Here is a 13,553-nt window from a genome sequence, read left to right on the forward strand (position 1 = left end):
GGAAACGGACATGGTTCGATGGCCGGCGGTCCGCCCACGCGGCCACCGGCCCCACAGAAGGTGTTTCGCGCCGGGGTCAGCGCAGGGCGGGCGCCATCACCTCGCGCAGCGCGCCCTTGGGTTCGATGCTGGTCACGTCGAAGTTCCGCTTGGTGCAGTCCAGCCGGCGGAACAGGTCGTCCGGGCCGGTGATCATCAGCCGGGTGACGTCCCGGCCGCGCAGCGCGTCGACCACGTCGGGCCAGCGGATGGGCTGGTCGATGCTGTCCAGCAGCAGGGTGCGCATCGCGTCGGCGGTGGCCACCAGCGAGCCGTCGTTGTCGGCCAGCACCGGCATCTTCGGCGCCTCGATGCGGTACTTGACCAGCACATCGTCGGCGATCCGTTCGCGCAGCTCGCCGAACGCGCCGGCGTGCACTGGCGGGCGCATGGTGTACATCGAGTAGCCGCCGACGGCGGTGATGAGCCGCTTGAGCTCCGGCAGCACCTGTTCCCGCACCGACACCAGGAAGAAGTCCGTGTCCAGGTAGCCGGAGATGTCGTAGTACTCGTCACGTTCGGCCAGCTCGCACAGGAAGCGGTCCAGCTCGGCCCGCGGCGTGCGCATGAACGAGTGCGTGACCACGTCCTGGTGGTGGTTCTCGAAGAACTCCCGTTCCTGCCGGGCCATCTCGGCGGTCATCAGCAGCGCGTCGCCGAACTCCATGGCGCCGGAGTACACCGCCGCCGCCTTCTGCCCGAAGCTCATGCCCACGCACACCGCCGGCTCGGCCCCGCACTGGTCGACCGCCCGGTCGGCCAGGGCCAGCGAGTTGACCAGGAACGCCAGCTGGGTGTGCTCGGAGTAGTCGTCGACGGCCTCGAAGAGCCGGTCCAGCAGGCTGTGACCGAGCACCTCGTCGGCCTCGGCGACGCGGCGCCGCGCGAACGGGTCGAAAACCATGAACTTGCCCACCGCGGAAAAGCTGGACGGCCCCATTCCCGGAAACACGATCGCGGTTTCGCCAGACATGAACATCCCCCTGTTTTCTCTCCCCCGTACCGCCACGTCAGCACTGTCGACCCTAGGGACAGCGGCGTATCGGCCCCACCCCTAGCGGCCCCTCACTCCGACTCGGCCAGCTGGGCCGGGCTGACCTCGCGCAACGGCAGTTCCCGCATGGTCATCGCGTACAAGGTCGTGAGCAGCATCAGGACGCCGCCGACGAGGAACACCAGGCCGGTGGCCGAGCTGAAACCCTGCTCGAACGGCCAGGCCAGGCGTGGATCGAGGCGGTCCAGGAACGAGCTGTCCGACAGCATCGCCCGTGACCCGCGTAGGAACTGGAAGAACGCGGCGTTGTCCGGGTTGTTCACGACGGCGGTGTCATGCGTGGCGATCACGAAGTCCGGTCGCCCGGCGGCCTGCGGGAGGGCGTCGGTCACGGCCCCCGGCAGCGCGCCGAACAGTGCCGACAGCGCCGCGCCGACGCCGAGCGTGCCGGCGATCTGGCGGAAGAACATCACCGCCGCGGTCGCGGTGCCGATGTCCTGCAGCGGCACGGCGTTCTGCGCGGCCACGGTCAGCGTCTGGGTGCAGTTGCCCAGGCCGATGCCCAGCACGAACAGCAGCACCGCCGGCACCCACAGCGGCGTGTCCAGCGTGACCACGGCAAACCCGAACATGCCGACGGCGGTACACGCGCAGCCGATCACCGGCAGCATCTTGTACCGGCCGCTACGGGCGATCACCTTGCCGGACAACGCCGTCGACACGACCATGCCCAGCATCATCGGCAGCATCAGCAAGCCAGATCCGGTCGGTGACACGCCCTTGGCCAGCTGCGCGAACAGCGGCGCCGCCGACATGGCGCCGAACATGCCGGCGCCGACGGCCATCGACACGATCACGGACACCCGGAAGGTCTGCACGCCGAACAACCGCAACGGAATCAGCGCCTGCTCACCCAGCCTCCGTCCGAAGTAGACGAAAGCAGCCAACCCCAGCGCGGCGACCAGATAACACGCCAGCGCGGCCGGCGAGGCCCACCCCCACTGCTGCCCCTGCTCGGCGATCAGCAGCAGCGGCACGGTCGCCACGACCATCGCCAGCGCGCCGCCGTAGTCGATCCGCGCGACGCCATCCCGACCCGGCCGGGGCAGCCGCAGCAACTTCACCACCAGCGCCAGCGCCACCACACCGATCGGCAGGTTGACCAGGAACACCCAGCGCCAGCCGGTGATGCCGACGATGTCCCCCGAGCCGACGAGGATGCCGCCCAGCACCGGTCCCAGCAGGCTGGACGAGATCCACACGAGCAGGAACCAGCTCTGGTACCGGGCCCGTTCCCGCGGCGGGATCAGGTCGGCCGTGATGGCGAAGGCCAGTGTCATCAGGCCGCCGGCGCCGAGCCCCTGCAGCGCACGGAGCGCGGCCAGCTGGTACATCGACTGCGCGAAGGTGCAGGCCGCGCTGCCGACCAGGAAGAGCAGGATCGCCGCCAGGTACAGCGGTTTGCGGCCGTACAGGTCGGAAAGCTTGCCGTACAACGGCGTCGACACGGTCGACGTGATCAGGTACGCCGTCGCCACCCACGCCTGGAGGGCCAGGCCGTGCAGGTCGTCGGCGATCGTACGCATCGACGTGGCCACCACGGTCTGGTCCAATGCGGACAGGAACATGCCCATCAGCAGGGCCGGCAGGATCATGAGCACCAGTCGGTGCCGCCGCCGCGCCTCGTCGTCGGTGGTCACGGCCGCGCCGGCGGCTTCGTCCTGCGCGGTCATAGCGGGGCCACTCCTCGCCGTCGGGTGCATCGGGTCCACGGCGCAGCCTTGCCAGCGGCCCCCGGGCCCGACAACCCCAACTGCCTCCTACACGCGGTCACGCGGGCGGAAAACGGCGTAGGGGCGGGCAGGGGTGTCGGTCCGTCCCCGGCTGTCGAAGTATTTCCGTGCCGGATACCGGCCGTCGGCGCGCACCTGTCGTTGCGACCCACGACGGCCAGGTCAGACCTCGGGAGGCAGCGGGCACTCGCCTTGGTGGCTGCCTGTCGGTCACACAACAACTAGGCGGTCCTCGTGCACTCCTACCGTGTCGCCGTGATCGGCGCCGGCTACGTCGGGCTCACCGCGGCGGCGTGTTTCGCCTCGCTGGGCCATCACGTGGTCTGCGCCGACGTCGACGAGTCCAAGATAGCCAGACTGCGCCGCGGGCTGATCGACATCGTCGAGCCCGAGCTGGCCGAGCTGGTCGCCGAGTCGGTCGCGGCCGGCCGGCTCACCTTCGTCTACGGCGCGCCCGCCGCGGTGGTCGACGCCGAGGCGGTTTTCCTGTGCGTGCCGACGCCGATGGGCGAGGGCGGCATGGCCGACCTGGCCGCCGTCGAGTCGGTCACCGACCAGGTGCGTGACCTGCTGCCGGCCGGAACGGTGCTGGTGAACAAGTCCACGGTGCCGGTGGGCACCGCGGCCCGGCTGGCGGCCCTGGTCGGCCGGCCCGATGTCGCCGTCGTGTCCAACCCGGAGTTCCTGCGCGAGGGCAGCGCGGTCCGGGACTTCCTCAACCCGGACCGGATCGTCGTCGGCTCGGACGACCGGGTCGCCGCCGAGCGCATCACCGCTCTGTACGCCCGGCTCGGCGCGCCGACGGTGCTCACCGACGCGGCCAGCGCCGAGATGGTCAAGTACGCCGCGAACTGCTTCCTGGCCATGAAGCTGTCCTACATCAACGCGATCGCCGAGCTGTGCGAACGCCTGGGCGCGGACATCGGCGACGTCACGGCGGGCATGGGCTACGACCGCCGGATCGGGCCGTCCTTCCTGCGCCCCGGCCCGGGTTGGGGCGGTTCGTGCCTGCCCAAGGACGTGCACGCGCTGCTGCGCGTCGCCGACGCGACCGGCTTCGACTTCGACCTGCTCGACGCCACGCTCAAGGTCAACGACCGGCAGGTGGAGCGGGTGCTGGACAAGGTGTGCGCCGCCTGCGGCATCGCACCGGGCGGGTCGCTCGACGGCGTCCGGCTCGGGCTGCTCGGGCTCACCTTCAAGGCCAACACCAACGACCTTCGCGACTCCCCCGCGCTGGCCGTGGCCCGCGCGTTGCGGGAGCGCGGCGCGGAGCTGGTCGCCTACGACCCCAGCCAGGTCAACACCGACCCGGCCGTGTTCGGCGAGCTGCTGACGCTGGTCGGCGACCCGTACCAGGCGGCCAAGGACGTGACGGCGGTCGTGCTGCTCACCGAGTGGCAGGAGTTCCGGACCCTGGACTGGGGGCAGATCGCCGACTCGCTGGCCGAGCCGGTCGTGGTCGACACCCGCAACCACGTGGACCCGGACGTGCTGAGCCGAGTGGGCATCAACTGGTACGGCGTCGGCACCGCGCCGCGTCTCGTCGACACAGTGCCGGCGGTGACCCGATGAGCAACCCCGTTTTCGGTTTGCTGCCGGGGGATCGGGCCCTCGTGGTGGCCCCGCACCCCGACGACGAGACCATCGGTCCCGGCGGCACGATCGCCCGGCTGGCCGCCGAGGGCGTCGAGGTGCACGTGCTCTGCGTGACCGTGCGCACGGCCAAGATGTACGGCAGCGAAAGCGTCACCTCGGTCCGGGCCGAGGAATTCGCCAAGGCCTGTGCCGCGCTCGGTGTCACCGACAGCGTCATCGCCTGGCCGGACGAGACCGGCGAGCTGGACATCTGCAACCGGCAGCGGGCGCTGGTTGACCTGATCGAACGACACGAGCAGGTGTCGCTGGCCACGGTCCGGCCGAAGGCGCTGTTCATCCCGTCCGCGGGCGGATTCCACCAGGACCACCAGGCCGTGCACCGCGCGGCGTTCGCGGCCGCCCGGATGCACGGCCCCGGCGGCAAGCCGACCCCGAGCATCGTGCTCGGGTACCGCGGCGTCGAGGACCGGTGGTCGGCGTTGTCCGAGGAGTGGTGGGCGCACGTGGACACGTCCGCGCACTGGGAGACCAAGCAGGAAGCCCTGCGCGCCTACGGCACCCAGATGCGGGCCAGCGGCCCCCGCTCCGTCGAGCAGGTCCGCCTCATCGACGCCGCCGCCGGTTCCTCGCTGGCCGTCGACCACGCCGAGACGTTCGTCCCCTACCGGCTCGCCTACTGAACCAACTCTCACGTGAGGAGCTGTCACATGGACAGCCAGCATGTCGTCATGGTCGGCATCGGATATGCCGGCCTGCCCCTGGCCGTGGCACTCGCTCGCGCCGGCAACCAGGTGACGGGCCTGGACATCGACGCCGAGCGCGTCCGGCTGGTCAACGCCGGCGTCTCGCCGGTGGACACCGTGCGCGACGAGGACATCCGGGAACTGGCCGGGAACCTGCGCGCCACCACGGACTCCGTCGTCATCGCCGACTGCGACGTGGTCGTGGTGTGCGCGCCGACGCCGGTGGTGGGCAACACCCCGGACCTCGGCCCGCTCACCGCCGCGATCACCACCGTCCGCGACCGGCTGCGCCCGGGCCAGCTCGTCGTCGTGGAGTCCACCACCCATCCCAGCACCACCGACGGCCTGCTGCTGCCGATCCTGGAGCAGTCCGGGCTGCGGGCCGGGGTGGACTTCAACCTCGCCTACTCGCCGGAGCGCATCGACCCCGGCAACCAGCGGTTCGGCATCACCACCACGCCCCGCGTGGTCGGCGGCCTCACCGCGGTGTGCACGGAGCGCGCGGCCGCGCTGTACCGCCAGGTGACCGAGGTGCACGTGGCCAAGGGCATCCGCGAGGCGGAGGCCGCCAAGATCCTGGAGAACACCTACCGCCAGGTCAACATCGCGCTGGTCAACGAGTTCGCCCAGCTGTGCCACGGCATGGACATCGACGTGTGGGACGTGATCGAGGCGGCGTCGACCAAGCCGTACGGGTTCAAGACGTTCTGGCCCGGCGCGGGCGTCGGCGGCCACTGCATCCCGGCCGACCCGCTGTACCTGGTGCACCACGCCGCCTCGCTCGGCCTGTCCTTCCAGCTGGCCGAGATCGCCCACCAGGTCAACGAGAGCATGCCGGTCTGGGTCGCCGACCGGATCGTCAAGGACCTGTCCGACCGCGGCCTGCGGGTGGACGGGGCGACCGTGCTGCTGGTGGGCGTCGCGTACAAGCCGGACACCGCCGACACCCGGCACAGCCCGGCCGGCCCGATCGCCCGGTTCCTGCAGGAACGGGGCGTGCGGGTGGTGTTCCACGACCCGCTGGTCGACGAGTTCTCCTGGCCGGGCGGGCGCATCGAGCCGGTGGCCGACCTGGCCGCCGCGCTGGCCGAGGCCGACACGACCGCGCTGCTGCAACGGCACCAGGTGCTCGACCTGGACCTCGTCTGCGACCACGCGCGGCGGCTGTTCGACACCACCGGCGCCGCCACGACCGCCGCGATCAAGCTCTGACCAGGAAGGTCACCATGCGCGTCCTGTGCACCGTGCTCGGCTCCGTCGGGCACGCCAACGCCGTGCTGCCCATCACCCGCGCGCTGGTCGCGGCCGGGCACGAAGTCCTCTACGCCACCACTCGAGAGCTGTCCTCGCGTTTCGCCGACGAGGAGGGCGAGGTCGTCGCCGTGCTGCCCGGCGCGATGGAGCAGCTGGCGCCGCTGCTGCAGTACCTGCGGACCGGCGCCGGGATGTCCCGCGAGGTCGCCACCCAGTTCGGGGACCCGGCCTTCGACATGGCCTGGACGGCCACCGGCGAGCACCTGATCACGTCCTTCCAGGCGCTGCTGCCGATCGCCAAGGAGTTCGGCCCCGACCTGGTGCTGCGGGACGGCCCGGAGTACGCGGGCTGCCTGGTCGCCGAGGCGCTGGGCGTGCCGCACGTGTCGGCGCCGTCCGGCGACGGCAACATCCTCGACCCGCTACGGGTGATCGGTCCGCTGAACGAGCGGCGGGCCGCGGTCGGCCTGCCGGAGCAGGCCGACCCGCTGGCCATCTACCGGCACGGGCGGATCGACTGCGTGCCGGCGTCGTGCTCGTTCGCCGCCTTCCCGATCCCGGACGCCGTGGCGTACCAGCAGCCCGCGGCCGGCGCCGCCCAGCAGCAGAGCCTGCCCCGGGAGATCGGCGAGCTGTCCGCCGACCGGCCGCTGGTGCTGGTCACCGTGGGCAGCGAGTTCCAGGACGCCAAGGAGCTGATCGACACCGGCGGCCCGCAGCTGGCCAAGGGCATGTCCGACCCGGCCGACACCGTTCGCGCGCTGGTGGCGGCGATGGCCGAGCTGGACTGCCACGCGGTGGTCTCCACCGGCGGGCTGGACGTGCCGGACCTCGCGCCGGCCGACAACGTGCTGGTGTACCCCTGGATCCCGCAGTCGGTGCTGCTGCGCTGTGCCCAGTTGTTCGTCACCCACGGCGGCTACAACAGCATTCGGGAGTCGCTGCTCACCGGCACGCCGATGGTGGTGCTGCCGCAGTACGGCGACAACATCGCCAACGCGCGCCGCGTCGGCGAGCTGGGTGTGGGCGTCGGGCTGTCGGATGGTCCGGCCCGGGTGGAGGCGATCGTGGCGGCGTGCCGCCAGGTGCTGTCCGAGCCCGCTTTCACGGCCCGGACCAGGCAGGCTCAGCGCGCGATGCTGGCCCTGCCGGGCGTCGGGACCGTGGTCACGCACCTGGAGTCGCTGGCCTCGGTATGACGGCCGGGTCCACCCGGAATCCACCTGGGTTCCACCCGGCAAAGTGCCTGTTCGGGGGCCTGGAGCTAGTAGCGTTCATTGCATCGGAACACCGATAACAACGGACCGGTGAATCGGCGAAAGAAAGGTGGAGACGATGATTCTGGCCGGCGGTCTCGAAGCCTACATGACATACATGCTCATCAGGTTCGGCATCATCGCCCTCGGTGTCGCGGTCCTGGTCATCATCGGCTTCACGCTCCTGATGGTGCTCAAGCGGCGCGGGAAGATGCGGCAGACGAGGGATTTCATCGAGCCGCTGGCCCGGCGGCTGATGGACCAGCAGGACCGCAACAACAACCGATACGACGACGACCGGTACGACAACCGGTACAACAGCTCGTACAACCGGTCGAACCGCCCGGTGCGCAACAATATCAAGCGCAGCGCGGCCAAGGCCGTCGTGAATTACCTCAACCAGCAGGCCGACGACGAGCGTGGACGCAGGTGAACAAACGATGATCAACGCCCTGCTCGCCGACGGCGGCAGCGACTACCTGTCGATGCTGGTGACGGATTTCCTGTGGAAAGCGGCCATCGTCGCGGTGCTCGTCATCATCGTGCTGGTTTCCATGGTGATCATCTACAAGAAGGTCGGGAACCGGAAGTAGCACCCCGACGACGGACGGGACGCAGATGACAGCCCCGGTTTCGCGGCAGCACATCGTCGACCGGCTCGCTCCCAGCTGGCTGGTCATCCAGCTGCTGGGCTCCGGCATCATGATCGGCACCCTGGCCACGGCTACCGTGAGTAGTCCGTGGCTCTGGGTCGTCTACGGGGCGAGCCTGTTCTGCTGGGTGCTTTTTGTCGTGGTGGACCCGCGGATGCCCCGGCTCGGCGCCACCATGGTCGCGATCAGCGGGCTGCTGCCCGCGTTCGTCACCGGCCTGTCCACCGACGGCACCGCCAGCATCCTGGTCACGCTGGTGGTGGGCCGGTTCGTCATCCTCACGATCGTTCCCGGCTCGGTGCTGCTCGGCTACGTCGTCGCATGCGTCGCCGCCACCATGGGCAGCTGCGCGGTGCTGGACCGGCCGCCGGCCGAGCTGTTCGGCTATCCCGCGGTGATCCTGCTGCTGTTCCTGCTCGGCCTCAACCGCCGTGAGCAGGGATTGCGCACCGAGCAGGCCGAGCGGCTGCTGAGCCAGATCGCGCTCACCGAACGCGAGCGCAGCCGGGCGGCCGCGCTGGACGAACGCACCCGGATCGCCCAGGAGATCCAGGACGTGCTCGCGCACTCGCTCGGCGCGCTGAGCGTGCAGCTCAAGCTGGCCGAGGCGCTGATCGAGGGGCGGGACCGCCCCGGCGCGCTGCGCACGCTGCACCGCTCGGACCGGCTCGTCGACGAGGGGCTGCGCGAGGCCCGCAATGCGGTGGCCGCCCTGCGGGCCGGTTATCCGTCCCTGCCCGAAGCGCTGGCCCAGCTCGTCCAGGAGCACCAGAACGAGCACAGCGGCACGGTGGACCTGCGCACCGAAGGCGAGCTTCGCGCGACTTCACCGGCCGCCACCGTCTCCCTCGTACGCACCGCGCGCGAGGCGCTGACCAACGCCGCCAAGCACGCGCCGTCCGCGCCGGTCACGATGACCCTCGCCTACGACCGTGACAAGGTGCGGTTGGACGTGGTGAATGCGGTCAGAACCGACGATCAGCCGCCGGACGAGCGGTCGCCGGGATACGGACTGGCCGGCATGCGGGAACGCCTGGCCCTGTTCGGCGGCACGCTGGTGGCGGGGCACCACGACGAGGGCACGAGTTGGCGGGTCACCGCCGAGGTCTCGGAATAGCCCGTCAAAACCGGCGGCTCTCCCGCCGACGCCTGCGCGCGATCAGCCCGTCCACAGTGGAATTCCGTTTCCCACAGTAGGGGGCCCCTGGGGTTGTTGACCCTTCCGACCCGCTCATAAATTGGTTCGGCCGCTCACGGAATGCGCAGTGTCCTCCACGGCAAGGGACATCGCTTCTCCGCACTGTCCACCCTGGATTGGAATTGGCGGCCGAACCAGAGAGCGAGTTGACGCATGTCTCAGTACATGGCCATCTACGAGCGTGGGCTGTCGGACTCCACCCTGCGCCGGCGGGACTTCCTCGAGGTCGGCCGGCACGCCGGCCGCTTCCCGGCGGCGACCACCAGCGGCCGGCAGGACGAGGACGGCGAGATCAGCGTCTGGTGCAGCAACGACTACCTCGGCATGGGACAGAACCCGAGCGTGCTGGAGGCCATGAAGCAGGCCATCGACGAGCACGGCGCGGGCGCCGGCGGCTCCCGCAACATCGCCGGCACCAACCACTACCACGTCGCCCTGGAACGGGAACTGGCCCAGCTGCACGGCAAGCAGGACGCGCTGCTGTTCACCTCCGGCTACACCGCCAACGACGGCGCGCTGACCGTCCTGGCCGCCCGGCTGGACAACTGCGTCGTCTTCTCCGACGCGCACAACCACGCCTCCATCATCGACGGCCTGCGGCACAGCGGCGCCGAGAAGCGCGTGTTCCGGCACAACGACGTCGAGCACCTCGAGGAGCTGCTCGCGGCCGCGGATCCCGACCGCCCCAAGCTGATCGTCTTCGAGTCGGTCTACTCGATGGGCGGCGACGTGGCGCCCCTGGCGGAGTTCGCCGAGCTGGCCCGCCGCTACGACGCGATGACCTACGTCGACGAGGTGCACGCCGTCGGCATGTACGGCCCGCAGGGCGCCGGCATCGCCGCCCGTGAGGGCATCGCCGACCAGTTCACCGTGGTGATGGGCACGCTGGCCAAGGGCTTCGGCACCATCGGCGGCTACGTCGCCGGCCCGTCGGTGCTGATCGACACCATCCGCACGCACGCCCGCTCGTTCGTGTTCACCACCGCGCTGCCGCCGGCCGTGGCCGCCGCCGGCCTGGCCGCGGTCCGCCACCTGCGCTCCTCGGACGTGGAACGGGCCGTGCTGCACGAGAACGCGGCGCTGCTGCACCGGCTGCTGCGCGAGCGGCGGATCCCGTTCCTGTCCGACGAGTCGCACATCGTCTCGATCTTCGTCGGCGACGACGACCGCTGCAAGCAGGCGTTCCAGCTGCTGCTGGAGCGGCACGGCATCTACATCCAGTCGATCAACGCCCCCAGCGTCCGGGTGGGCGAGGAGATCCTGCGCTCGGCGCCGTCGGCCGCGCACACCACCACCGACGTGGAGAAGATGGTCGAGGCGCTGGACCAGGTCTGGTGGGACCTCGACCTGCCCCGGTCCTGACCGGCCGAGACCAGGCAGGAGAAGCCATGTCCGTCTCGCTGGCCGCCGTGCTGGCCGACTCGGCGCAGCGGCACGCGGACCGCACGGCCGTCGTGTTCAACGACGAGCGAGTGTCCTATCGCGACCTTTGGGCGGGCGCCCGGCGCTACGCGGCGGCGCTGCGGGAGCACGGTGTCGGACCGGGTGACCCGGTCGCCGTGGCGCTGCCCAACTCGCCGGTGTTTCCCATGGTGTACTTCGGGGTGCTCGCGCTGGGCGCGGTGATGGTCCCGGTGCACACGCTGCTGGTGGCCGACGAAGTCGCGTACATCCTCCGTGACTGCGAGGCGAAGGCGTTGGTGTGTGACGCCTCGCTGCTCGGCACCGCGGGCAAGGCCGCCGACCTGGCCGGGACGGCGCTGCTCACCGTCGGCGAGCAGCGGGACACCGGGCTGCCGCGGTTGGACGTGCTCGCCGGCAAGGTCGCGCCGGTCGACGGGTACCTGCCACGCGAACCCGACGAGCTCGCGGTGATCCTGTACACCTCGGGCACCACGGGGCGGCCGAAGGGGGCCATGCTCACGCAGCTCAACGTCGTCATGAACGTGAGCACAACCATGTTGTCCCCCTTCGACTTCAGCGTCGACGACGTCCTGCTCGGCTGCCTGCCGCTGTCGCACACCTTCGGCCAGACCTGCGGGATGAACACCTGCTTCCGGGCCGGCGCGACGATGGTGCTGATGGACCGCTTCGACGCCGCCCGGGCGATGGATCTCATGGTGGACCACGGCTGCACGCTGTTCCAGGGCGTGCCGACGATGTACACCGCGCTGCTGGACGTCGCCGCCTCCGACCCGAGGCGGCCGCCGCTGAACCGCGCCTACTCCGGCGGCTCGTCGCTGCCGGTGGTGGTGCTGGAGAGGTTCCAGGACACCTTCGGCTGCCCCATCTACGAGGGCTACGGGCTGACCGAGACCTCGCCGGTGGTGGCGTACAACCAGAAGGACTGGCCGTGCCGGCCGGGCACCGTCGGCCGGCCGATCTGGGGCGTGGACGTGGAAATCGCCCGCGCCGACGTCGAGGACCGCGTCGAACTGCTGTCCGCCGGCGAGCGCGGCGAGATCGTCATCCGCGGTCACAACGTGATGGCCGGCTACCTCAACCAGCCGGAAGCGACCGCGCAGGTGATCGTGGACAGCTGGCTGCGCTCCGGCGACATCGGCGTCAAGGACGCCGACGGCTATCTGTCCATTGTGGACCGTAAGAAGGACATGGTGCTGCGCGGCGGGTACAACGTGTACCCGCGCGAGGTGGAAGAGGTGCTGGCGCGCCACCCGGCGGTGGCCCAGGTCGCCGTCATCGGCCTGCCGGACGAGCGCCTCGGCGAAGAGGTCTGCGCGGTCCTGGTTCTCCGGGACGGCCACCAGGCCGGCGAGGCGCTCGCGGCCGAGATCATCTCGTGGTGCAAGGAAAGGCTGGCCGCCTACCGCTACCCGCGCGTGGTGAAGTTCGTCGACGCGATGCCGCTGGGCAACAGCGGCAAGGTGCTCAAGCGCGAGCTGCGCGACCACTTCACCGCCCGCTGAACAACTCCGGCCGCCGGTCGGTCAGATAGGTGGTCTCGGCCCTGGCCTTGGCCAGCACGGTCGGATCGACGTCGGCGACCAGGAGCTCCTCCTGGTCGCCGGCGTCGACGAGCACCTGGCCGTCCGGCGCGACGACGCGGCTGAGCCCGCAGTAGCGCAGCGTCCCCTCGCCACCGATCCTGTTGGTGTACGCGATGAACAGCTGGCTCTCGAACGCCCGCGCCCGCACCAGCAGCTCGGCGACGATCTCCCACGGCCGCATCAGCGCCGTCGGCACCACGAGCAGTTGCGTGCCGGCGAGCGCGTGGGCGCGGACCGCTTCGGGGAACTCGACGTCGTAACAGATCAGCAGGCCGACCGTGAGCCCGTTCAGCTCGGCCTGCACGACACCGCGCTCGCCCGGCGTGAATGCCTTGTCGGCGGCGCCGTACAAGTGGGTCTTGCGGTACGTGGCCAGCGCCGCGCCATTGCTGTCGACCAGTTGCACGCTGTTGTACACGGCGTCGCCCACGGCCTCCGGCCAGCCGAACACCACGGCTATGCCGCGCCGCTGGGCGATCTCTGCCACCGCGCGGCACATCGGCCCGTCGGCCGGCTCCGCGCTGCGCAGCAGCCGGCTGCGGCCGATCTGGTAGCCCGTCAGCGACATCTCCGGCGTCACCAACAACTGCGCGCCCTGCGCCGCGGCCCGTTCGGCGACGCGGTCGAGCGCGTCCAGGCCGGCGTCGACATTCTCCGCGCCATTGCTTTGCCAGCAGGCGATCCTGACCGTGCGTTCCCCCATGCCCTAACTGTACGGGGCGAACCCGCCGCTCAGGTGGAACTTGTAGGCGAGGTCCCGGCTGCTGCGCACGTCGAGCTTGCGATAGACGGCGGCCAGGCACGCCTCCACCGCGCGCACGGCGATGGCGAGCTGGTCGGCGATGCGCTGATCGGTGTGGCCGAGCGCGGCCAGCGCCGCCACCTGGCATTCGACCGCACTTAACGACGTGATTTCGGTGTCGCGCCAGCGGATCCCCATTCCCACGAAAAGAACGTAGCATTGCGACGGTTCGAGCCGAGTTTGATAGCGAGGTTGTCTCAGGTGGATGGAGCCG

At 70.3% G+C, this 13,553-nt stretch carries 13 protein-coding genes; 9 read left to right on the forward strand and 4 right to left on the reverse strand.

All coding sequences use genetic code 11. The annotated features are described in order from the left end of the window. Positions 1-76 precede the first annotated feature (76 nt). Positions 77-1,012 (reverse strand): ACP S-malonyltransferase, encoded by a 936-nt coding sequence (locus BJ998_RS12490; RefSeq protein ID WP_221337982.1) that lies wholly within the window; start codon positions 1,010-1,012, stop codon positions 77-79. Positions 1,013-1,104: 92 nt separating this feature from the next. Then, entirely contained in the window at positions 1,105-2,766 is a 1,662-nt protein-coding gene (locus BJ998_RS12495; RefSeq protein WP_184861357.1) for an MDR family MFS transporter, read from the reverse strand. 294 nt (positions 2,767-3,060) lie between these two features. On the opposite strand from BJ998_RS12495, the gene BJ998_RS12500 reads away from it, so the two are divergent. The 9 genes from BJ998_RS12500 (at position 3,061) to BJ998_RS12540 (ending at position 12,456) form a co-directional block, all read left to right on the forward strand. After that, positions 3,061-4,401, forward strand: a complete 1,341-nt coding sequence (locus tag BJ998_RS12500; RefSeq protein WP_184861359.1) for a UDP-glucose dehydrogenase family protein — start codon at positions 3,061-3,063, stop codon at positions 4,399-4,401. Next, positions 4,398-5,105, forward strand: coding sequence for a PIG-L deacetylase family protein (locus tag BJ998_RS12505; RefSeq protein ID WP_184861361.1), 708 nt, complete (start codon positions 4,398-4,400; stop codon positions 5,103-5,105). The genes BJ998_RS12500 and BJ998_RS12505 overlap by 4 nt, the downstream gene beginning before the upstream one ends. Before the next feature lie 27 nt (positions 5,106-5,132). Next, positions 5,133-6,380 carry a nucleotide sugar dehydrogenase gene (locus BJ998_RS12510; protein ID WP_184861363.1) on the forward strand — a complete coding sequence of 416 codons (1,248 nt, stop codon included), beginning with the start codon at positions 5,133-5,135 and terminating at the stop codon, positions 6,378-6,380. Positions 6,381-6,394: 14 nt separating this feature from the next. Further along, entirely contained in the window at positions 6,395-7,621 is a 1,227-nt protein-coding gene (locus tag BJ998_RS12515; RefSeq protein WP_184861365.1) for a glycosyltransferase, read from the forward strand. A 175-nt stretch (positions 7,622-7,796) separates the two neighbouring features. Then, positions 7,797-8,111: a hypothetical protein gene (locus tag BJ998_RS12520; RefSeq protein ID WP_184861367.1), complete on the forward strand. Its 315-nt coding sequence runs from the start codon at positions 7,797-7,799 to the stop codon at positions 8,109-8,111. Between the two features lie 7 nt (positions 8,112-8,118). Then, positions 8,119-8,271 carry a hypothetical protein gene (locus BJ998_RS12525; RefSeq protein ID WP_184861369.1) on the forward strand — a complete coding sequence of 51 codons (153 nt, stop codon included), beginning with the start codon at positions 8,119-8,121 and terminating at the stop codon, positions 8,269-8,271. 25 nt (positions 8,272-8,296) lie between these two features. Continuing rightward, positions 8,297-9,448, forward strand: a complete 1,152-nt coding sequence (locus tag BJ998_RS12530; protein ID WP_184861371.1) for a sensor histidine kinase — start codon at positions 8,297-8,299, stop codon at positions 9,446-9,448. A gap of 234 nt (positions 9,449-9,682) precedes the next feature. Next, positions 9,683-10,891 (forward strand): 5-aminolevulinate synthase, encoded by a 1,209-nt coding sequence (gene hemA / locus BJ998_RS12535; protein ID WP_184861373.1) that lies wholly within the window; start codon positions 9,683-9,685, stop codon positions 10,889-10,891. Positions 10,892-10,917: 26 nt separating this feature from the next. Then, a complete protein-coding gene (locus BJ998_RS12540) occupies positions 10,918-12,456 on the forward strand; it encodes a long-chain-fatty-acid--CoA ligase (RefSeq protein WP_184861375.1) in 1,539 nt (512 codons plus the stop codon). Here BJ998_RS12540 and BJ998_RS12545 read toward each other — a convergent pair. Beyond that, complete coding sequence (locus tag BJ998_RS12545; RefSeq protein WP_184861377.1) at positions 12,443-13,240, reverse strand: carbon-nitrogen hydrolase family protein; 798 nt, start codon at positions 13,238-13,240, stop codon at positions 12,443-12,445. The genes BJ998_RS12540 and BJ998_RS12545 overlap by 14 nt on opposite strands. A 3-nt stretch (positions 13,241-13,243) precedes the next feature. Then, positions 13,244-13,477, reverse strand: coding sequence for a helix-turn-helix domain-containing protein (locus tag BJ998_RS12550; protein ID WP_246489162.1), 234 nt, complete (start codon positions 13,475-13,477; stop codon positions 13,244-13,246). Between the last annotated feature and the right edge of the window lie 76 nt (positions 13,478-13,553).

It is taken from the genome of Kutzneria kofuensis (assembly GCF_014203355.1).
Classification (GTDB): domain Bacteria; phylum Actinomycetota; class Actinomycetes; order Mycobacteriales; family Pseudonocardiaceae; genus Kutzneria; species Kutzneria kofuensis.

Excerpts from the sequence above, each read along its gene's own strand:
- BJ998_RS12490 (WP_221337982.1), bottom strand. The coding sequence starts at position 1,012 with ATGTCTGGCGAAACCGCGATCGTGTTTCCGGGAATGGGGCCGTCCAGC.
- BJ998_RS12495 (WP_184861357.1), bottom strand. The coding sequence starts at position 2,766 with ATGACCGCGCAGGACGAAGCCGCCGGCGCGGCCGTGACCACCGACGAC.
- BJ998_RS12505 (WP_184861361.1), top strand. The coding sequence starts at position 4,398 with ATGAGCAACCCCGTTTTCGGTTTGCTGCCGGGGGATCGGGCCCTCGTG.
- BJ998_RS12510 (WP_184861363.1), top strand. The coding sequence starts at position 5,133 with ATGGACAGCCAGCATGTCGTCATGGTCGGCATCGGATATGCCGGCCTG.
- BJ998_RS12515 (WP_184861365.1), top strand. The coding sequence starts at position 6,395 with ATGCGCGTCCTGTGCACCGTGCTCGGCTCCGTCGGGCACGCCAACGCC.
- BJ998_RS12520 (WP_184861367.1), top strand. The coding sequence starts at position 7,797 with ATGCTCATCAGGTTCGGCATCATCGCCCTCGGTGTCGCGGTCCTGGTC.
- BJ998_RS12525 (WP_184861369.1), top strand. The coding sequence starts at position 8,119 with ATGATCAACGCCCTGCTCGCCGACGGCGGCAGCGACTACCTGTCGATG.
- BJ998_RS12530 (WP_184861371.1), top strand. The coding sequence starts at position 8,297 with ATGACAGCCCCGGTTTCGCGGCAGCACATCGTCGACCGGCTCGCTCCC.
- hemA (WP_184861373.1), top strand. The coding sequence starts at position 9,683 with ATGTCTCAGTACATGGCCATCTACGAGCGTGGGCTGTCGGACTCCACC.
- BJ998_RS12540 (WP_184861375.1), top strand. The coding sequence starts at position 10,918 with ATGTCCGTCTCGCTGGCCGCCGTGCTGGCCGACTCGGCGCAGCGGCAC.
- BJ998_RS12545 (WP_184861377.1), bottom strand. The coding sequence starts at position 13,240 with ATGGGGGAACGCACGGTCAGGATCGCCTGCTGGCAAAGCAATGGCGCG.
- BJ998_RS12550 (WP_246489162.1), bottom strand. The coding sequence starts at position 13,477 with ATGGGGATCCGCTGGCGCGACACCGAAATCACGTCGTTAAGTGCGGTC.